This is a genomic window from Desulfobacter vibrioformis DSM 8776 (assembly GCF_000745975.1).
In the GTDB taxonomy this organism is placed as follows: domain Bacteria; phylum Desulfobacterota; class Desulfobacteria; order Desulfobacterales; family Desulfobacteraceae; genus Desulfobacter; species Desulfobacter vibrioformis.
In genome coordinates this window covers 99,378-119,201 of record NZ_JQKJ01000016.1, presented here as the reverse complement: position 1 = coordinate 119,201, position 19,824 = coordinate 99,378, and the positions used below count along the sequence as shown (strand labels likewise).

17 protein-coding genes, 2 tRNA genes and 2 pseudogenes are annotated in these 19,824 nt (G+C 47.8%); 12 read left to right on the top strand and 9 right to left on the bottom strand.

Annotated elements, in window-relative coordinates:
• Positions 1 to 233 (bottom strand): annotated as a pseudogene (locus tag Q366_RS11730) (IS1 family transposase); the annotation flags it as partial.
• Positions 234 to 577: 344 nt separating this feature from the next.
• Here Q366_RS11730 and Q366_RS22370 point away from each other — a divergent pair.
• Positions 578 to 754: pseudogene (locus tag Q366_RS22370) on the top strand (tyrosine-type recombinase/integrase); the annotation flags it as partial.
• A 180-nt stretch (positions 755 to 934) separates the two neighbouring features.
• On the opposite strand, the gene Q366_RS11720 reads toward Q366_RS22370, so the two are convergent.
• The 5 genes from Q366_RS11720 to radA all read right to left on the bottom strand — a co-directional run bounded on the left by Q366_RS11720 (position 935) and on the right by radA (position 4,102).
• A tRNA-Glu gene (locus Q366_RS11720) sits at positions 935 to 1,012 on the bottom strand.
• 19 nt (positions 1,013 to 1,031) lie between these two features.
• Positions 1,032 to 1,107 (bottom strand) — tRNA-Phe (locus Q366_RS11715).
• A 227-nt stretch (positions 1,108 to 1,334) separates the two neighbouring features.
• On the bottom strand, positions 1,335 to 2,078 hold the full coding sequence (locus Q366_RS11710; RefSeq protein ID WP_035239078.1) for a YebC/PmpR family DNA-binding transcriptional regulator: 744 nt from the start codon (positions 2,076 to 2,078) through the stop codon (positions 1,335 to 1,337).
• A gap of 16 nt (positions 2,079 to 2,094) precedes the next feature.
• Positions 2,095 to 2,736: an SAM-dependent methyltransferase gene (locus Q366_RS11705; protein ID WP_035239077.1), complete on the bottom strand. Its 642-nt coding sequence runs from the start codon at positions 2,734 to 2,736 to the stop codon at positions 2,095 to 2,097.
• Positions 2,726 to 4,102, bottom strand: coding sequence for a DNA repair protein RadA (radA, locus tag Q366_RS11700; RefSeq protein ID WP_035239076.1), 1,377 nt, complete (start codon positions 4,100 to 4,102; stop codon positions 2,726 to 2,728). The genes Q366_RS11705 and radA overlap by 11 nt, the downstream gene beginning before the upstream one ends.
• Positions 4,103 to 4,518: 416 nt before the next feature.
• On the opposite strand from radA, the gene Q366_RS11695 reads away from it, so the two are divergent.
• Genes Q366_RS11695 through Q366_RS11680 form a run of 4 tightly spaced genes read left to right on the top strand, consistent with a single transcriptional unit; the run spans position 4,519 to position 11,404 of the window.
• Positions 4,519 to 7,236, top strand: a complete 2,718-nt coding sequence (locus Q366_RS11695) for a hybrid sensor histidine kinase/response regulator (protein ID WP_169742960.1) — start codon at positions 4,519 to 4,521, stop codon at positions 7,234 to 7,236.
• Complete coding sequence (locus Q366_RS11690; protein ID WP_035239074.1) at positions 7,236 to 7,730, top strand: chemotaxis protein CheW; 495 nt, start codon at positions 7,236 to 7,238, stop codon at positions 7,728 to 7,730. Before Q366_RS11695 ends, Q366_RS11690 begins: the two co-directional genes overlap by 1 nt.
• Positions 7,720 to 10,122 carry a cache domain-containing protein gene (locus Q366_RS11685; RefSeq protein WP_035239073.1) on the top strand — a complete coding sequence of 801 codons (2,403 nt, stop codon included), beginning with the start codon at positions 7,720 to 7,722 and terminating at the stop codon, positions 10,120 to 10,122. Before Q366_RS11690 ends, Q366_RS11685 begins: the two co-directional genes overlap by 11 nt.
• A 16-nt stretch (positions 10,123 to 10,138) precedes the next feature.
• The gene (locus Q366_RS11680) at positions 10,139 to 11,404 is read left to right on the top strand and encodes a diguanylate cyclase (RefSeq protein WP_035239072.1); all 1,266 of its coding nucleotides are present in this window, start codon (positions 10,139 to 10,141) and stop codon (positions 11,402 to 11,404) included.
• Here the strand turns inward: Q366_RS11680 and Q366_RS11675 are convergent.
• Both Q366_RS11675 and Q366_RS11670 read right to left on the bottom strand, forming a co-directional pair.
• The gene (locus Q366_RS11675; protein ID WP_035239070.1) at positions 11,401 to 12,150 is read right to left on the bottom strand and encodes an alpha/beta hydrolase; all 750 of its coding nucleotides are present in this window, start codon (positions 12,148 to 12,150) and stop codon (positions 11,401 to 11,403) included. The two genes, Q366_RS11680 and Q366_RS11675, sit on opposite strands and share 4 nt — an antisense overlap.
• A 74-nt stretch (positions 12,151 to 12,224) precedes the next feature.
• Positions 12,225 to 12,575, bottom strand: coding sequence for a hypothetical protein (locus tag Q366_RS11670; protein ID WP_035239068.1), 351 nt, complete (start codon positions 12,573 to 12,575; stop codon positions 12,225 to 12,227).
• Positions 12,576 to 13,003: 428 nt separating this feature from the next.
• On the opposite strand from Q366_RS11670, the gene Q366_RS11665 reads away from it, so the two are divergent.
• The 7 genes from Q366_RS11665 to Q366_RS11640 all read left to right on the top strand — a co-directional run bounded on the left by Q366_RS11665 (position 13,004) and on the right by Q366_RS11640 (position 18,688).
• Entirely contained in the window at positions 13,004 to 14,293 is a 1,290-nt protein-coding gene (locus Q366_RS11665; protein WP_035239065.1) for a nickel pincer cofactor-dependent isomerase, group 22, read from the top strand.
• A gap of 86 nt (positions 14,294 to 14,379) precedes the next feature.
• Positions 14,380 to 15,423, top strand: coding sequence for an FAD:protein FMN transferase (locus tag Q366_RS11660; RefSeq protein WP_035239062.1), 1,044 nt, complete (start codon positions 14,380 to 14,382; stop codon positions 15,421 to 15,423).
• Between the two features lie 361 nt (positions 15,424 to 15,784).
• Positions 15,785 to 15,988 (top strand): cold-shock protein, encoded by a 204-nt coding sequence (locus Q366_RS11655; protein ID WP_035239059.1) that lies wholly within the window; start codon positions 15,785 to 15,787, stop codon positions 15,986 to 15,988.
• Between the two features lie 411 nt (positions 15,989 to 16,399).
• On the top strand, positions 16,400 to 17,524 hold the full coding sequence (locus tag Q366_RS11650; protein ID WP_035239057.1) for a DEAD/DEAH box helicase: 1,125 nt from the start codon (positions 16,400 to 16,402) through the stop codon (positions 17,522 to 17,524).
• Between the two features lie 35 nt (positions 17,525 to 17,559).
• On the top strand, positions 17,560 to 17,715 hold the full coding sequence (locus tag Q366_RS21565; protein WP_169742959.1) for a hypothetical protein: 156 nt from the start codon (positions 17,560 to 17,562) through the stop codon (positions 17,713 to 17,715).
• Between the two features lie 10 nt (positions 17,716 to 17,725).
• Entirely contained in the window at positions 17,726 to 18,376 is a 651-nt protein-coding gene (locus Q366_RS11645) for a class I SAM-dependent methyltransferase (protein WP_035239055.1), read from the top strand.
• A gap of 30 nt (positions 18,377 to 18,406) precedes the next feature.
• A complete protein-coding gene (locus Q366_RS11640; RefSeq protein WP_035239053.1) occupies positions 18,407 to 18,688 on the top strand; it encodes an RNA recognition motif domain-containing protein in 282 nt (93 codons plus the stop codon).
• Positions 18,689 to 18,721: 33 nt separating this feature from the next.
• Here Q366_RS11640 and mnmL read toward each other — a convergent pair whose 3' ends face one another.
• Entirely contained in the window at positions 18,722 to 19,651 is a 930-nt protein-coding gene (gene mnmL / locus Q366_RS11635) for a tRNA modification radical SAM protein MnmL/YtqA (RefSeq protein ID WP_425388315.1), read from the bottom strand.
• Positions 19,652 to 19,824 lie beyond the last annotated feature (173 nt).

Here is a 19,824-nt window from a genome sequence, read left to right as displayed (position 1 = left end):
AAGAGCATCTTCAGGGCCATCATCACCTTGTCTTCCGGGGTCCGCAGGTCAAAGAAGACGGTATCACGTGTCTCTGCAAAGCAGTGATCACATTTGTTGCAATAAAAGATACGTCGTTTTCCGCTCTGGGTCATATAGGTCGAAATGGCGCTAATATTACCTCGGTTCATCAGCCGATAATGGGAACATTCCGGGTTTGGGCATGGCTGGCCCCAGTCCTTGGGTTTTCGCATGGGTCAATCCTCCAATCAATTCGGTATATATATCCAAACTGATAGGATAATTGGCATTTTTTCTTTTTCAAAGTATTACCGGGTGAGCACCCAGGTGGGACACACCCGAAAAAAGAGACCGGGCATTAATGGTATTTATGCTCTGGTTTTAAAATTTTTGTACGGCGTTGGCTTCTTTTGCTAATGCTTGCTGATAGGGAGGTTCTCGGCGCATGCCGCAGTACAGTATCCCGTATAAAAAAAGAATTTTTAAATTCTCTTGGCCACGCGGCCTGGAGCTTTCTAAGGGTCGTCAAATTGCGTGATTTCTCGCCGTCTGGGTGTTTTAAGGGGAACGTATAGCATTGACGTACCCCCAAATCCGTTATAGCCAGCAAAAACTTTGTGAAAGAGCAGGCGTCAAACCATTTGGTTTTCATGGCATTCGACATCTGACGGCCAGTATCCTTTACCATAAGGGATATGACGTGTCTGTAATACAGTCGATATTACGGCATAAAAGCCCGACAACGACAAACAGGTATTTAAAAAAGCTTGGTCTCGAATCGACCAGGGGGAAGCCCTTGAAAAAGGGTTGGCAGGACCGGGAACCCTTGTTCCCTTTAAGACAAAGAGAGCTGCGAGAGGATGACCCCGAGATTTTTTTGTGTCCGCAACACAAAAAGGCTCCCGGCAACATGCCGAAAGCCTTTATTTTTAAGTGGCGTCCCCAAGGGGATTCGAACCCCTGTCGCAGGCGTGAAAGGCCTGTGTCCTGGACCGGGCTAGACGATGGGGACATATCACAATGCATTTAAATGGTGCCCAGGAACAGAATTGAACTGCTGACACGGGGATTTTCAGTCCCCTGCTCTACCGACTGAGCTACCTGGGCTCACGACTCGCCAAAATTAATAAAATTTTGGGTTTCTGTCAATACCTTATTCGTCTGTTAGCAGGGCAACCGCATGAAAAAGCATTAAACATTTGACTCAAATTGTACCAGGCTATCTTGGATAAGGGCCATGGAAATAATAAAATCCACAATATGGTTTGTCTTTTTACCTGTCTTCTTCGTTGCATTGATGCCCCTTGAATAAGGATAAAAATCCTTAAACGAAATTACATGGCGTCAAAAGCCTCGTCCGGGATATCGGCGTTGGTATAAAAATTTTGGACATCATCGTTGTCGTCCAGGGCCTCCATGAATCTGACCATCTGCTCGGCTTCTTTGCCTGATACGGCTGTGGTATTCTGGGGAACCATGGAGATTTCAGCCACCTCATAAGGGATCTGTGCGCCATCAATGGCATCCTTGACCGCATCAAAATCATCGGGTGCAGTGAGCACATCAAAGCTGTCGCCTTCGTCTTTAATATCTTCAGCCCCTGCGTCAAGGGCCACTTCCATGAGAGTATCCTCGTCTGTATTTTTCTTGGAAATGGTAATCACGCCCTTTTTATCAAACATCCAGGCCACGCAACCGTCCGTGCCCACATTGCCGCCTGCCTTGTTAAAAATATACCTGACATCGGCAATGGTCCGGTTCTTGTTGTCTGTGAGGCATTCCACCATCACCGCCACGCCGCCGGGTCCGTACCCTTCATACATGAGTTCCTCGTAATTGACCCCGTCCATGTCGCCGGAGCCCTTTTTAATGGCCCGGTCCACATTGTCCTTGGGCATGTTTTGGGCTTTGGCCGAGTCAATGGCCCGGCGCAGCCGGGGGTTGGCCCCGGGATCACCCCCGCCCATGCGGGCGGCCACTGTAATTTCCTTAATCAGCTTGGTAAACACCTTTGCCCGTTTTTTATCGGCCGCTCCTTTTTTATGTTTGATGGTCGACCATTTGCTATGTCCTGACATGGATATTGTCTCCTTATTATTTTTTATCTTTTCCTATGATATAAATTTCTTTGCTTTGTTTTCTGCAGCTTTCGGGCTTAAACACCCGGCACTCCTTAAACGCTGCCTTCACTTCCTGCTCAAACGCTTTGAAGTCGTTTCCCTGGAAAATTTTGCACACAAAACTACCTTGAAAAATCAAATTTTTCAAGGCCGTGTCAAGGGCCATGCGGCACAGTTCAACGGAGCGGATGGCATCCACATCTTTCCTGCCCGTGGTGGCCGGGGCCATGTCGCTGATCACGGCGTTAAACGCACCTGTATGGGGCTCAATAAACGCCGGGTGTTCGGGGTTAAGAATGTCATCCTGAATGGTTACCGCATTGGGCGGCAGTTTTGTTTCAACCGCTTTTAAATCAATGCCGAGCACGCGGCCCTGGTCACCCACAAGTTTTGCTGCGTAAAGGGTCCAGGATCCCGGAGAGCACCCAAGATCAAGAACAATGTCCCCTTTTTTAATAATCTGAAATCTGTTCTGAATATCTTCAAGTTTAAACACGGACCGGGCAGGATAGCCCATGGATTTGGCCTTTTGTGTGAGATGGTCCGCCCACTGCCCGGTTTTGCCGCCCTTGCCTGCAGGCTTTGCTCCTTTTGTTATCTTTTTTTTACCCTTCAAACAGAACCTCCACGGCATCCCTTAAAAAACTGACGCTTTCAATGGCCATGCCTTTTGTTTTTGACAATTGTTTCATGGTGGCCGTAGGCACAAGACATCGTGTAAATCCCATTTTGGCGGCTTCTTTAATCCTGGCCTGGGCATGGCTTACGGCCCTTATCTCGCCGGTAAGTCCGATCTCGCCGATCAGGGTGGTCTCCTTGTGTACTGGGCGGTCCAGAAAACTTGAGGCAAGCGCGGCTGCAATGGCAAGATCAGCCGAGGGTTCGGTGATGCGGACCCCGCCCGTGACATTCATAAAAATGTCCAGACCGGCCAGATTCATGCCCAGGCGTTTTTCCATCACCGCCACAATCAGAGCCACCCGGTTGCTGTCCAGTCCTAAAACCGTGCGCCGGGGTGTGCCAAGTCCGGACGTGGAGACAAGGCCTTGTATTTCCACCAGAATGGGACGGGACCCTTCCATGCTGGCCGTGACCACGGAGCCCGGGGCCACGATAGCCCGTTCAGACAAAAATACAGCCGACGGGTTAGGCACCTGGGTCAGCCCCTGGTCCCGCATTTCAAACACCCCGATTTCATTGGTGGATCCGAAACGATTTTTCACGGCCCGAAGGATTCGAAAAATATGGTTTTTATCCCCTTCAAAATAAAGCACAGTGTCCACCATGTGCTCCATGATTCTGGGGCCTGCAATGGCCCCGCCCTTGGTGACGTGTCCCACAAGAAAAATGGGAAGCCCCACGGTTTTGGACAAGCGCATGAACTGCATGGATGCTTCTCTGATCTGGGAGATGCTGCCCGGCGTAGAGGTGACCTGGGGGTGAAATACGGTTTGAATGGAATCTACAACCATGGCGTCATATTGATCTTTTTCCGCCATGGCAAGAATCGCCTCAAGGTCGGTTTCAGACACCACAAACAAAGAACTGCCCAAAGATCCCAGACGCTTGCCCCGCATGGAAAGCTGGCCTATGGATTCCTCGCCCGATACATACAGGCATTTTTTCCCGGCCTTTGCCAGGGTGGACAACACCTGGAGCATGAGCGTGGATTTGCCGATCCCCGGATCTCCGCCAATAAGCACCAGGGAGCCGCTAACAATACCGCCACCCAGAACCCGGTCAAATTCATTGATACCGGTGCCCATACGCAGGGAAGAGGAAACCTCCACGTCTTCAATGGGTACGGGTCTGGCTGCAATGGCAGGCCTGCCCGCACCCGCCACACCCGGGGTCCGAACCACCAGGGTCTCCTCGATAAGGCTGTCCCAGTCTCCACAGTCCGGACACTGGCCCATCCATTTAGGCGTCTGGGTTCCGCAGTTTTTACAGCGGAATATGGTTTTATCTTTTTTTTTTGCCATGCCTTAATTTTGTCCAACTGGTTGAAAATCGAGTGAATGTATCATGATATCTTATCCCTATCAAGCACTGATCATTCCTGTCGTCGTGGACGCATCAACTTCTCGTTGTCTACGGATGCCAATACCAGCACGATATCTGCGGGCTTCCCCTCAATAATGAAGAAGCCACCGGCACCACGTCTGTCAATCGTCTTTAATGATGTCTTGAAATAACATTATTGTTTTTTTTCTATTTACAATAATGTCACGCAAACGATTTGATTTGATTCTATTTGTAATTTTTTATACCATTGCAAAAGAAAATTTTGTTATTTTAAATATCATATATATAGTTGGTATTATTTTTGCAAAAAATAATTAAGACAATTTATAGATTGTTTGTAGAAATAATGACCAGCAGAGCCAAAGGATGGGATGTGGACACCGAATCCGAAGATTTATTAAAAGAATTTGTAGCGGAGAGTGCCGAGAATCTCAGCGCCATCGAGCAGACCTTATTAGGCCTGGAAACAAACAGGTCTTCAAAGGACGTTGATGAAATATTCCGGGCAATTCACTCAGTCAAGGGCGCAGCAGGATTTTTCCAACTTACCGGCATTGAACGGGTCGGCCATAATGCCGAAACATTGCTGGAAAAAATAAGAAGCAATGACATTCCGGTTACGGCAGACATTGTCGATATTCTTTTAAGGGCAAGGGACACCCTTTCGGACATGCTCTTTGCGCCGGATTTTGGAAATGATCTGGACATAGACGAGCTGGTGGCCGAACTTAAACAGGCCTGGTCCGGACATCCGGATACAGCCCAGACGGCTCCGGATGAAAGGAGATTTCCCGCAAACGACCAGGCCGAAAAGGCGTTGCCTGAAAATGACAAAATTGAAAACAAACCAAAAGAGAAAAACCAAACCGGTCCCGTATCACCGGAAACCGGGACCGGCCTGCTGTCCAACGGGACTGAAAAAAGTACCATCCGTATTGGTGTGGATGTTCTGGACGAGTTGCTGGAGTTGATTGGAGAAGTTGTACTGGGGCGCAATCAATTCTTAACAAAATATGAGAGAGATAAGCCGTTCCAGACCCTTTCTCAAAGTATTACAAAACTGCACCAGCACGTCATACAGATCCGGATGCAGCCCATCGGACATCTGTTCAATAAATACAAGCGAACGGTTCGTGACCTGTCCAGGGACCTTGGCAAAAAAATTGAGCTGCACATTGACGGCGGCGAACTGGAACTGGACAGAACCATTCTGGAAGCGCTCTCAGATCCCTTGACCCATCTGGTTCGAAACGCAGTGGATCATGGCATAGAAAAGCCGGGGGAACGTTCCAATTCCGGCAAAGGCATTTTAGGCAATCTGTACCTTCGGGCCCGCCACGAAAGCGGACAGATTCTCATTGAGGTCGAGGATGACGGCAAGGGCATTCATCCCGATGTGATCCGGGCCAAGGCCATCGAAAAAAAACTGGTCACCGAGGCAGAAGCCGGGCTGCTTTCTGACAAAGATGTAATACATTTCATTTTCCACCCGGGATTTTCCACCCAGGAACATCCCACCACGCTTTCAGGCAGGGGCGTGGGCATGGATGTTGTACGCAACAACCTGGAAAAAATCGGCTGTATGGTGGATATCTCCTCCAAACCGGAAAAAGGCACTTTGATTCAGGCCCGGATCCCCCTGACCCAGGCCATTGTCAATTCCTCGGTGATTGCCGGACTGATCATAAATATCGGATCATACACACTGGCAATCCCCCAGGTCGCGGTCAACGAGGTGATCACGCTGTCACCGGATGTGGAAATGCAGCAGATCGCCAGAATCAAAGACCAGGAAGTCTTCAAGCTCAGGGATAAACTGATCCCCCTGGTTCACCTGGAGGATATTCTTGAAATTCCCAGAACCTATATTTCCAATGACGGCAAAAAATCCCAAGACCGACGACAGTCTTTTGTTGACCGGCGCCTGGAAGTCCCCCGGGGTGAAGCTAAAAAAAGCCGGAATCAGAGAACAGGAGCAGACCGGCGGAAAGACAACCTTATTTTTATTGTACTTCAATTCAAACAAAACTATTTCGGCGTTTTGGTGGACCGGATTATGGGTAAGGAGGAGATTGTCGTCAAACGGTTGCCCCAGTTGATCAAGCACCGGAGGGTATTTGCAGGCAGCACCATTCTGGGAAACGGAAAAGTGGCGTTGATTCTTGACATCAACGGGCTGGTGGAAAAGGCGGCTTTAAATTTTTCCCGCCACCAGGAAACCCATCATCAAGCCGCCAGAAGGGTGATGCAGGATGATAAGCAGCAGGTTGTGGTGTTTAATTATGCACCTGAAGAGTACTTTGCCGTTCCCGTAAATCTGTTGTCGGAAATCGACAAATTTAAAATAAAAGATGTAAAAAAAGTGGGCAACCGTGAGTTCATCCAGCGTCATGGCAAATCCATGCCCCTGCTTCGCCTGGACAAATCTTTGGATGTGTCCTCCCTGGAAAAGCCAAAAGAAGAGTTGATATTCCTTGTCCCTTCCAGAATAAAATACCCCACCGGAATCGTTGGATGCCGTATTATCACACATATTGAACTTACGGAAAATCTGAACACCAAAGAGGCCGATGAAAACGGCATCATGGGGACCTTTTTCCACAATGATGAGCTGATCACCCTTCTGGACATATTTACGCTGCTGCAGAAGTTTGACCCGAAACGGTATCACAAAAAGCTTTCCAGCAATATTGAACAATGCCGGATTCTGCTTGCCGAAGACCAGATCTTTTTCAGGCAGCTTATCGTGCAGTATTTTAAATCCTACGGGATTAAAAACATAACCGTGTGCAAGAACGGTAAAGAGGCGTTGCATGCGCTGATCGCAAAACCGGATGAATTCGACATCCTGGTCTCAGATATTGAAATGCCTGTTATGGACGGATACCAGCTGGTCTCAACAATTAAAACAGATCCAAGACTCCGGGACATTCCCGCCATGGCATTAACATCGCTGAACAGTGAAGAGAATATCAAAAAAGGTATGGACGCAGGATTTGATGCCTATGAGGTGAAACTGGACAAGGACCGGGTCCTGCACCGGATCAGCGAACTTTATGAAACAAATAAAACCAACCCAAGGAATGCATGATGAAATATGCTACATTTTATATTGCTGACGATCTTTTCGGCATTCCCATCTACCTGGTTCAGGAAATTTCAAGACAGGCCACTGTGGATCCCATCCCGGGGAACGATTCAAGAATCGAGGGCCTTATGAACCTTCGGGGCAGAACCACTGCTGTCATAAATCTTAAGCGCTGTCTGTTTAAATCCGGGATAACGGCGGCATCCACCGGGCAACGGAAAAAAATGATCATCCTGGAAACCCAGGACGGGCTCCCCCAGGAAGCCCTGGACCTGGGGCTGAATGCCGGAGACGAACCAGTTGTCTTATTGATTGATGACGTTTTTAAAATTATTGACGGTGAGCTGGAATCTTTTTATCCACCGCCGGCCCATGTGAATGAAACATACATTGAAGGGGTCATGAAAAGTGGCGAGGATCTGATCTCTCTTTTATCAATACCCAAACTAATCCTAGGCCTCGTCACGCATATGGAGGATACAAACCATGGCAGCTGATATGGGTGCGGCAAAAAGATTCAGTATTTTTGACCCCTCGATTCAATTCGAACACCGGGAATTCTACGAAAGAATTGTAAGCGAATTAAACGGCATTTTCCCGGTCTGTAATCAAGGGGAGTCAACTGCTATGGAGATCAGTGCAAATCCCACTGAGCAGGAGCAGATCACCGAGCTGATGAAACGGGTGGAAAATTTTTCCCGGGAACTTTTAGATGTCACCAAAAAGCTTTTTGACCAGTACTACGTCGCAAAAGAGCAGTTGCATGCCTCAATTTTGCATACCACTGCGTACAACAAAATCAACACCCTTGACCGGAACCTTTTAGAACGGACCTGTGATGTGCGGTGGTGGGCGCTGGAAACCGCATTCAGCAACTGCATCCAATTCTATGAGGAAACCAGAAAAGAGGCATCCGATATTTTTAGACTGTTGGAAGGCATCTCGGAAGCAAGCAGCGACGCAGATGACAAGGCCCTGGAAAGGACGTCCCAGGAAATATCCTTTTCAAATCAACTGGAACGGATAAAAGGCGGGCTTGAAAATTTTTCCGGCTTACTCAAGCAAAACGCGCTGGAAGACTTTATATCCGCATTCAACGAGCTGAATAATTGCCTGGACAGCACGAGTACGGCAAATGTTGGAAAAACGCTTAAATCGTTTCTCAAACGACTGATTCAACTTGCCTCAAAAATTGAGTTTGCCTGCTGCCGGCTGGAGGATATCAACAACTCCTATACCCTTTACCGGGACCTGGTGATTGCGGATTCAGACGGGTTCATTATCGCCAATGCCAACAGCGAACGTCGACTGGCGGTATTGGGCCTGTGTGTAAAAGAAGAAGCCTGGTTCGTTAAGGCCCTTGACACAAAAAACGGCACAGAATATTTTGCCCAGGACATTTATCCGTCAAACGTGGAAGATCAGCTCTCCCTGGTTTATTCCACTGCTGTCAGGGAGAACAGTGACGAAAACGACAAGGTCAGCGGTGCCATGGGCGTGTTTTTCGATTTCCAGGGAGAGGCCCAGATTATTCTGGAAGAGTATATGCCCATGGACGAGGCCGGGCAAATTCTGGACGGCTGTTATTCCATGTTTACCAACAGCCGCGGAAAAATCATCGCGTCCACGGACGAAAACATCCTTGAAATAGGTGAAAGCGCCCATCTTCCCAAAAGAAACCGGACATTAAACGATGGCGAAAGCATGAACAGCTATCTGGTTTTTGAAGGGTGTGATTCTGCTGTTTTTTCTGCACGAACCGACGGATATCTGGATTACCGGGGACTTGGCTGGAGCTCCCATGTGATTATCCCCAAGTCCCATATATTTGAAAACAGCTCGGATGCCGATATCTATGATATCAGTGCCGAAGAGCTGTTGAATTCAAAAATCATTCCGGATATCAACAAACAGACCTATCGAAAAGTTCAGGATGATAAAGAGTCGATCCAGCTGATTTCCCTGAACGGTATTGTATTTGCTTCCAAGCTTGGAAAACGCGGCGGGGCGTTAGGGCCGATATTCAATCAGATTACAAAATCCGGGGACTATGTAACCTCCCGCATGGAAGATCTTCTTAAAGAGATGGCCAATGCGGAACTGCAGCTGAATTTAAAAGCCCTTGAGAATTTCTCAAAACAGGCCATTGATCTCATCGACAGGAACCTGTTTGAGCGATCCGCCGACATCAGATGGTGGGCCACTGATGAATATTTCTGGACAGCCCTTTTAAATCCAACCGAAGAAAATTTTATAAAAGCCGGAAACCGTCTGAAGGTCATCAACGGCAGTTATACCATGTACCGGAATCTGGTTTTGTCGGATGCCAACGGCGACATTCATGCCTGTTCCCGAACTGAATTGAAAAATGAACTGTCCAAGATCAATGTGTCTGACCAGGTCTGGTTTCAGATGGGAATGAGAACTACCCTGTCAAGCGAGTATGCGGTCCAGGATGTGGCGGATTCCAATCTGGAAAAAAACAAGGAGCGCTCATTAATCTATGCCAACGGGGTCAGAAGAAACGGCGAACGGGAGGGCGACAGCATCGGCGTATTGGGTATCCTGTTTGATTGGGACACAGAGGCAAAAAAGATTCTTCACACCTGCCTGCCCAAGGACCGGCAGGGAATGATTATTGAGGGCAGTGTTGCAATTTATACCAACAACCAGTCTGAAATCATCGAAACAACTGATGCAGAAAGATTTCCTGTGGGGATGAAACTGGATCTGCCGGATCAAATTTTTGATCTCAAGGCAGGCGACACGGTTTCCGGCCTATTGGAATACCAGGAGAAACGGTATATATTCGGTTCTTCAAAAACCAAAGGATATCGTGAATATGAAGGATTAGGCTGGTTTGCCCATGTTTTAAGGCCCATTTTCTGATCCTGCGATTTTTGTTATGGAGCATATTGTAAAAAACAGCATCCTGATAATTGAAGACAACAAGACGATTTCCAATATCATGAAAAAGGCCCTTGAGGCCGACATGAGTGTTGAGATCTTTCAGGTGTTTTCATTGGATGAAGCCCGCGCCCTGCTTGAACAAAAAACCGATTTTTTTGTTGCTGTCATGGGGTTGAGTTTAAAAGGGGCCCCCCGGGGGGAGGCCGTGGATTATATCATGTCCAAGGGGATTCCCTCCATTGTTCTGACCGGTACCCTTGACGAAGAGATCCGTTCGGAGATCCTTTCCAAAAATGTCATTGATTACGTCCTCAAGCAGGGTGTGGCGTGCATTGATCATATCAAAAAGCTTATTGTCCGCCTTTACATGAATCAGAAGATCAAGGCCCTGGTGGTGGATGATTCAAGGGTTCTTCGGGCCCATTACAAAAATCTTTTGACCACGCATCAGTACCAGGTGATCGAAGCCGAAGACGGCGAGGATGCCTTGGAAAAACTGGCCGGGCATAATGATGTCAAGCTTGTGATAACCGATTATCACATGCCGCGCGTGGACGGTTTTGAACTGGTTCGCCGGATCCGGCAAAAACACAGTAAAAGTGAAATGATTGTCATCGGCATTTCTGCCAAGGGCAACACGCTGCTGCCTGCAAAATTCCTGAAAACCGGGGCCAATGATTTTTTAAAAAAACCCTTTGAAAGCGAGGAGTTTTACGCCAGGGTCACCCAGAACGTCGAATACATGGAGATGCTGAAAAAGCTTAGGGATGCGGCCATTAAAGATCCGCTGACACAGCTTTACAACCGGCGTCACTTTTTCGATGTGGGTGAAAGACGTTTTGCTGAATCCAAACAGCACCGCACCCCGCTGACGGTCACCATGGTTGATATCGATTTTTTCAAAAAGGTCAATGACACCTATGGGCATGACGGTGGAGATGTTGCATTAAAGCATCTTTCCGGGCTGTTATTAGAAACCATGGAAGAGGAAAGTCACCTTCTGGCGCGTTTCGGGGGAGAAGAGTTCTGTATTCTCTCCAAAGGGTTTGATCTTGGAGCGGCCCAAAAATTTTTTGAAGATATCAGAACCCGTGTGCAAGCCTCATCCGTTGACTATAAGGGGCAAACCATAAAATTTACCATCTCTGCAGGCATATCGGATAATCGCCATGACACGCTCCAGGGGGTTATAAATCATGCGGATGACATGCTCTACCAGGCCAAGGCGGGTGGGCGAAACCGGGTAGTTCTCCCGTCCTAGAGATTACGAATAAAATTTTCCAAACAAGCAAAATACTCTCTGGCATTACGCATCATGATACTGTTATGATCGCCCTGATCAAACAGCTTAATGGTTTTACGCGCTGGTGCCCAATCATAAAGCCGCTTACCATGGCTAACATCAATCAATCCATCATTAACGGTGTGCAGCACCAGCACATCGCCTTTAAATAAAGCGATTTTCTGCTGATGATTAAGCTGCTGACCTACGACCTTGCGTAAAGTAGACAAATCAACATTAAGCTCATCCGGGTGAACACGTAACAACAAACGCTCAAGAACATCGGCAACAGCACTTTCAAGAACCAATCCGGCAGCATTAGGAAAGCGGGCTGCTGCTTCAAGGGCAAAAATAGAACCAACGCTGCGGCCGAAAAAAATCAAATCCTGCGCTTTACGTTTTAATGCTTCGATGGTTGGCACGACATCGCTGATCATTTTACCTAATTGCACCTGACCGCTTGATTGCCCATACCCGCGCATTTCTGCCAGCAGGCAATTACAGCCCATCTGATTAATCAAGGTAACAAAATCACCGCGCCAGTCATCAACAATCTCACCATTGCCGTGAAAATGCACGATCGTTTTCGCTCCGGGATTAATTTCATGATAGCTGCATGCCAATCTGGCACCATCAACATCAACCCAGAAAGGGTCAGCAAAAAATCCCTTGCGAGGAAAAAAATAACGCTGCCCAATTAACGGATGATCAAGCAAATTATCCATAAACACTCCTTATAAGTTGGAGTATTCGCCACGAGTCATGTGGCTACGTGGCGAATATTTATGCGCAGAGTAAATTAAGCTGCGGTGAATGCAATGCTTCCATCCTTGTTGATGGTTAATGTGAGATTGCCAGCCGATGCTTTATAAAGCACTTGCACGGTATTGGGATCTTGTTGGGTTGCCGCGAAAATTTCGCTGTCCCCGCTATCCCAGAAGGCATAGGTCTCGACACCGGTATAAATCCAATTGGCTTTAGGGAAGGCTTGCGAATAAGAGCCAAAAGTCCCGGTATTCAAAAGTGGCGGATGTTGTGGGTTTACCTTGGAACCTGGGCTAAGAAAATAAGTATCGCGGGTAGCCTCAGGGTTCGCTGTCACAGAATTCAAGCCGGATTCGTTCACGAACGTGGTGATGTGATAAGCCATGATATTTCTCCTTTTTAGTATTGCTGAAAAATGATGGAACGGTTTGAAGAAAAAGCTCAACTTAATTTGAAACAGCTTGTTTTGTATCATTGACTTCAATATATGTATATCAGGTAAACCCTTAATTTTTTATTGTTCTTTTGTATGGACAGGGATCAATTTTATTGAAAATTCATTTTTACCGGTACTTGAGATCAAGAGAAATAAACTTTAACCTGCTTGGAAGATCTCTTTATATTTGGAATTGCCGGGCGGAGATGTTGCCCTGAAACACCTTTCCGGGTTATTATTAAAAATTACGGAAAAGGAGAGTCTCCTTTTAAAAAAATGAAGGACATGAAAATTGATTTTCCAGTATATATTCTTCATGCCCTTCATGGTGGAATAAAAATATTGATCCCGGCATAGGGACTCGGAAAAATCAAAAAATGCGCTACCCGGCATACCTTGAAAAAAAATTTAATTTCCCCGGGTTTTACCGGGTAAGGCTGGCGTTGCCATCCATGGCGCTGCCGGATCCGGCGACGGCTCTGAAAGCACAACTGGTAAAGGCTCTGGATCAGTCAGGCATTAAGCCCGGACAGACCGTAGCCATTGGCGTGGGCAGCCGGGGCATTGACAAAGTTGCGGATCTTGTGGCACAAATCTGCCGGAGCATCAAAGACAAAGGGGCCCATCCTGTCATCATCCCGGCCATGGGAAGCCACGGCAGCGCCACCCCTGAAGGCCAGGAAAAAACCCTTGCAAAATTAGGCGTTACAAGTGATACCTGCCAGGCAGTGATTGCCCCGCAAATGGATGCAGTGCAAGTCGGAAACGTGTTTGACGCAGTGCCTGTATATTTTTCAAAAAAAGCCATGGAAGCGGACCACAGCATCTGCATCAACCGCATCAAGCCACATACCAAATTCAAAGGGGATGTGGAAAGCGGGCTTTACAAAATGATTGTGGTGGGCATGGGTAAGCACGCCGGTGCCTTGACCTATCATAATTTTGCCCTGAAATACGGATTTCATACGCTTCTCAAAGCCATGGGCGACACCATTATTGAACAAACCAACCTTTGTCTGGGCATCGGTGTGGTGGAGGATGCCTATGACCAGGTAATGAAGATTGAGGTGATACCGGCGGCCGAAATCAGCACCAGGGAGCCGTGCCTTTTAGCCCTGGCCAAATCCCATTTTCCCAGCCTGCCGTATAAAAAGCTGGATCTGCTGGTGGTCCGGCAAATCGGCAAGGAGATCAGCGGGTCAGGCATGGACCCCAATGTCACCGGCAGAACCTGTGATCTAATGGAAGATGATTTTTCCCAAAGCCTTTATGCCAAACGGCTGGTGATCCTGGACCTGTCCGCAAACACGGCAGGCAATGCCATCGGCTTAGGCAATGCCGACATCATCACCGAAAAAGTATTTGCAGGCATGAATTACCAGGCCACCATCATGAACGCCCTGACCGCCATGTCCCTGAAAAAAGCCGCCATTCCGGTCCGGCTGCCCAGTGAGGAAAAGGCGGTTCAGGCAGGGTTCCAAACCATTGGTCCGGTGCCCCCTGAAAAGGTCCGGGCCGTCATTATCAGGGACACCATGCATACGACCGATTTTCTTGTCAGTGAAGCCCTGGGGCCTGAAACCGAAAAACTGTCCTGTCTTAAAGAAATGATCCCCTGCCGGATCGCATTCTCTTCTTCCGGAGATCTTATTGCTCCCGGCCCCTGACAGATATCTAAAAAGTGCAAGACGTATCCGGCCCGGTATGATAAACACATGCCTGTAAAACAAACTGAACCAGGAGAAAAATATCCATGCCTGAGACCAAGTATATTACAACTTTTATTTTTTCACTGATGCTGCTTATAGGAACAGCCCTGATTTTGCCTGCCCACTCTTTGGCAACCCAGGAGTATGTGTTTACCGGCAAGACAATGGGTACCACCTATTCCATTAAGCTGGTTTCTGCCAAACCGCTGTCGGAAAGCTTATGGCAGGAAAAAATTGATCTGCGCTTAAAACAGGTCAATGCCCGGTTGTCCATGTATCAGAAAGACAGTGAACTGTCCCGGTTCAATGCCGCGCCAAAGAACCGGCCTTTCCGGGTTTCCTCGGATTTCTACCAGGTTCTTGAACAATGCAGGAACCTGTATACCCTGACCTCTGGGGCCTGGGACGGCACGGTCAAGCCCCTGGTGGACCTGTGGGGATTCGGCACAAAGGGACGGCGGGCCACACCGCCTGAACCCGGGGAGATAAAGGCACTACTTAAGACTATCGGCTTTAACAAGCTTGACATCGGGGATCATATCCTGACCAAGACAATGTCCGGCATAACACTGGATTTAGGCTCCATTGCCAAAGGGTATGGCGTGGATGAGATTGCCCGCCTGATCAGGGATGGCGGGGTTGAGAACTATCTTGTGGAAATCGGCGGAGAATTGGCCGGGGCAGGGGTAAACAAGCATCGCAAAGCATGGATCGTGGGCATCGCAAATCCCGAAAAAGGCATTTTGAATTCAGGGCTGTGCAAAGAAGTGCGCCTGGATAACAAGGCCATTGCCACCAGTGGCAATTACAGAAATTATTTTGAAAAAAACGGGCGCATCTACTCCCACATCATCAGCCCTAAAACCGGTTATCCAGTAGAAAACGCGGTGGTATCGGCATCGGTTATTTCCGATACCTGCACCCGGGCGGATGGGCTTGCCACAGCACTTATGGTCATGGATACCGGCAAGGCCATTGCGCTTATCAACTCCCTTGACAACACCGAATGCCTGATCATCCGCCAGGACGGGGCGAAAAAAACGGTCCTGCGGTCATCCGGATTCAAGTCCTATGAAATCGGCTTCTGATTCTTTCATCGTCCCCGACGGATGATTGCCCTGCCGGCATAATATGCCAGGGCAATCGCATATAAATTTCGGTTATTATAAGTTCAATGGGGTATAAAGCGAAATTTGCGTTTTTGCAGTCTCTCTTAAAATTTTGTTTTTTTAATTAGTTGAATTTATTAAAATTAAAAACAGCACCAATTTTATGTGCGATTGCCCTGCATAATATGCTTGACAATCTTCATTTTTCCAGTATGATGCGAGAAATGCATGTTTTGTGTGTGCATATGTTCCTTCCTTAAGGTGTATATCTCAATATTTTCTGCGATTACTCCCAAAGTTAGAAGCAAATTTTCATTTTTTTATTTAGGAGACTGCCGACATGGCAAAAGGTACTGTAAAGTGGTTCAGCGAAAGTAAAGGTTTTGGTTTTATTGAAGTAGAAGATGGCGGAAAAGATGTCTTTGTGCATCATTCCGGCATTAACGCACAAGGGTTTAAAACCCTGAATGAAGGCGATCAGGTCACTTTCGACATTGAGCAGGGTCCCAAAGGGCCTTCTGCTGCAAATGTCGTAGTTCAATAGCAGGCCACTTTTTTATTTATAACTGCCATGGTGTGACCCGATCTTTATTCCGGGTCTGTGTTCGGCAGACATGAAAGGGCTGTGGACTATTCCATACGCTTTCATTTGAACAGTTACTAAAGCCCCTGAGGATTCTGTTCTCAAGGGCTTTTTTGCATTTGGCCGTCATGGTCAATCCAGCCGAGTTAGGGAAATAACATTTGAACGGCAAGGCGTTTCAACTGCAGCAAGTGCGGCATTTAACATTCTTAGCAATCTTGCAATTCCCTATCCTTTATGTATGACACGTTGTCATGATACGCCTTTGATCCTCGGCTTATCTTTTTTCATTTAATATAATTGTAAGCAGATATAACGCATAAATCCGTCTATACGGACTAACGCGGGAGATGTCTGCATTCAGGAGTTTTAATGCGTTTTACCCAGTTTCATTTCCATCCTGATATCCAGTCAGGCATTTGTGATGCGGGCTACACCAGTCCAACCCCCATCCAACAAAAAGCAATTCCCACCATTCTTGACGGGAAAGATATCCTTGGTCTGGCCCAGACCGGTACCGGAAAAACCGTTGCCTTTGTACTGCCCATTCTTCAGCATTTGCTCAAAAAGCCCAGTACCCCGTCCGCATCGTCTCCCTCAGCATTGATCATGGCTCCCACCCGGGAACTGGCAGAGCAGATTCATGAAAGTATTAAAATGATGGCCGTTCATACCCCTGTTAAAAGCGCAGTTGTCTACGGCGGGATTGGGAAACCGCTTCAGATCAAAGCACTTAAACGGGGTGTGGATATTGTTGTGGCTTGCCCTGGCCGACTGCTGGATCTTATGAATGATAAGGCCCTGACCCTTAAGGGCGTTGATATCCTGGTTCTGGACGAGGCCGATCAGATGCTTGATATGGGGTTTCTGCCCGACATCAAGCGAATTATCAGGGCATTACCCAAAAAACGCCAGTCCCTGGTATTCTCCGCCACCATGCCGAAGATGATCGGCAATCTGGCCCAGGAGATTTTAAACCATCCCATTCAGATCCAGGTCAACCATACACAGCCTGCCCCCCGGATTACCCATGGCCGTTTTAATGTCCAACCGGAAAAGCGGACAGCCCTGCTCAAGACGTTGTTTTCCAAAAACGGTATGGCCAGCACCATTGTATTTACGCGAACCAAGCATAAAGCCAAAAGTCTTGCCGTCCTGTTGAAGAAGTCGGGTTTCAATGCCGTGTCCCTGCAGGGGAACTTATCCCAGAGTCAGCGGCGCAGGGCCATGGATGGGTTTCGAAGCGGGTCATTCAAAATTCTGGTGGCAACGGATATTGCGGCCAGGGGAATTGATGTATCAGGGGTTTCCCACGTGATTAACTACGATCTGCCGGATACGGTTGAAACCTATATCCACAGAACAGGTAGAACAGGCAGGGCCAATCAATCCGGCCAGGCCTATACCTTTGCATCCGTGGAAGACAGCAAAGCCATTGCCTTGATTGAAAAGGCATTAGGCAGAAAAATGACAGAAGAATCGCTACTTCCGGCTTAATCAGCCATAAGGTATGACTTAATAAAAGGAGAGGCATGGCAGTCCGAAAACATTATTCCTGGGAAAAACGGCAAAAGGAGCTGAACAAAAAGAATAAAAAGGAAGAAAAAATTCGGCGAAGAGCGGAAAAAAAGGGGCAGGCGGAGACCGGGGTCGATTTTGAACCGGGGCAACCGGAACAAGAGGAATAAAGGCAGCCTGATGTCAGGTTTACGCGTCCGCTATACAACCCTGGAAATCGGAGATATGGATATTCATATCAGAACGCTCAGGGATACGCTGCAGTTCCGGGATATCGATGGTGAGGCGGAAAAATTTGGAATATCTTCGGCTGCCTGGCCCATATTCGGCGTGATCTGGCCCTCAGGCCGGGTCCTTGCCCATCTGATGCTTGATTATCATGTGAGCGGAAAAAGAGTGCTTGAGGTGGGATGTGGGATTGGCCTGGCCAGTCTGATCCTGAATCAGCGGTCGACAGATATCACCGCCACGGACCGCCATCCTGAAACCGAAGGGTTTCTGGCGCACAATGTAGCACTCAATGAGGGGAATGCGATTCCTTTTGTGCGCACGGGATGGGCGGATCTGGATGATGATCTTGGTAAATTTGATCTGATTATCGGTTCTGATCTGCTTTATGAAATTGAACATGTCAGACTTTTGTCCGCTTTCATAAACCGGCATGCATGCAGCCATTGTGATGTGGTTATTGTGGATCCCAGGCGGGGATATCATGCAAAATTCAGTAAAAAGATGGCGGAATTAGGCTATGCCTGTTCACAGAGAAAAATAAACCATACAGACTTCATGGAAAAAAGTGTCAGCTGCCAGATATTGACATTTTCCCGTTAGGCTGCAATTTAAAAACAAAAGGACCCGTGAATGAACATTTATGTCGGGAATCTGACGGAACATATGACAGAAGAAACGCTCAGAAAGGCGTTTGAAGCATTTGGTGAAGTAGAAAGCGTTAAAATTATAAAAGACAGATTTACCGGACGTTCCAAGGAGTTTGGTTTTGTTGAAATGCCAAGCAATTCCGAAGCGGATAAAGCCATTAAGGCCTTGAACGGCAACATGGTTGATAAAAAGCTCATCAAAGTGAATCATGCCGATTCCGGTGGCAAAAAGAAGAAAAAGCCTTTCAGGAGAAGACGCGATTAGACGCCGGCTCAAAATCAAAGAAGGATGGGGATTTTAAATCCGGCATTTTCCCTGGTACGAATCCCTGGCTTCCAGGGTATTCTGGATCATGTTGAATGTCTCCCTGTACCGGGCCGACCACAACGGAGCCACAAGTTCATCAGGATGGGGATCCCCTGTGATCCGCTGGATGATCAGGGATTTGGGCAACTGCTCCAGAAAATCGCAGACCAGATCCACATAGGCCTGCTGTTCTAAAGGCGTATACCGGCCCTGGCCATACATCTTATCCAAAGCAGTTCCCCGGACCACATAAAGCAGGTGAATCTTTACGCCGTTTATCCCCAAGTCCCCAAGAATCCGGGCATTTTCCAGCATCATGGCCCTGGTTTCTCCGGGCAGACCCAGAATAATATGGGCGCAGACATTGAGTTTTTTTTTAGGTGCAGCCAAGGCCACGGCCGCTTCAAAGGCCTTAAAGTCATGCCCCCGGTTGATCAGGGCAAGGGTGGCGTCATGGGCGGACTGAAGCCCGTATTCCAGCCAGATAAGATAATCCTTTGTGTAGGCGTCAAGCAGATCTATTTTTGCTTTATCCACGCAGTCAGGCCGGGTGCCCACTGCCATGCCCACCACCCCCTCACAGGACAGTGCTTCGTCATATAGGGCCTTAAGATGATCCACCGGGGCATAGGTATTGGTAAAAGACTGGAAATAGGCAAGAAACTTTCCGGCCTTGTATTTTTTTATAGCCCCGATCTTGCCGGCCTCAATCTGCTGGGAAATGGAAAGCCCCCTGGCAAACGCACCGGTACCCGATCCTTTTGCATTGCAGTAAATACATCCGGACCTGGACAGGGTGCCGTCCCGGTTGGGACAGGTCAACCCGGCATCCACGGAAATTTTTTGCACCCGCTCGCCAAACAGGCTGCGAAGATAAGCATTATAATCAGAATACCGTTTTATCCGGTCAGCATCTGCCAATGTGTTCCTCCATTCCATCGTGTTGCATTCATGGGGTCACCCCCCAATACCAGCTTTTTAACATACAGATTACAGATGACTTTGCCAAGGTGAAGATTATCAGGGAAAGCTTGACCAAAAGCGGGCAGGCATTATATTTAATCCCTCAAACAAGGGGTTGTGTATGGAAATAA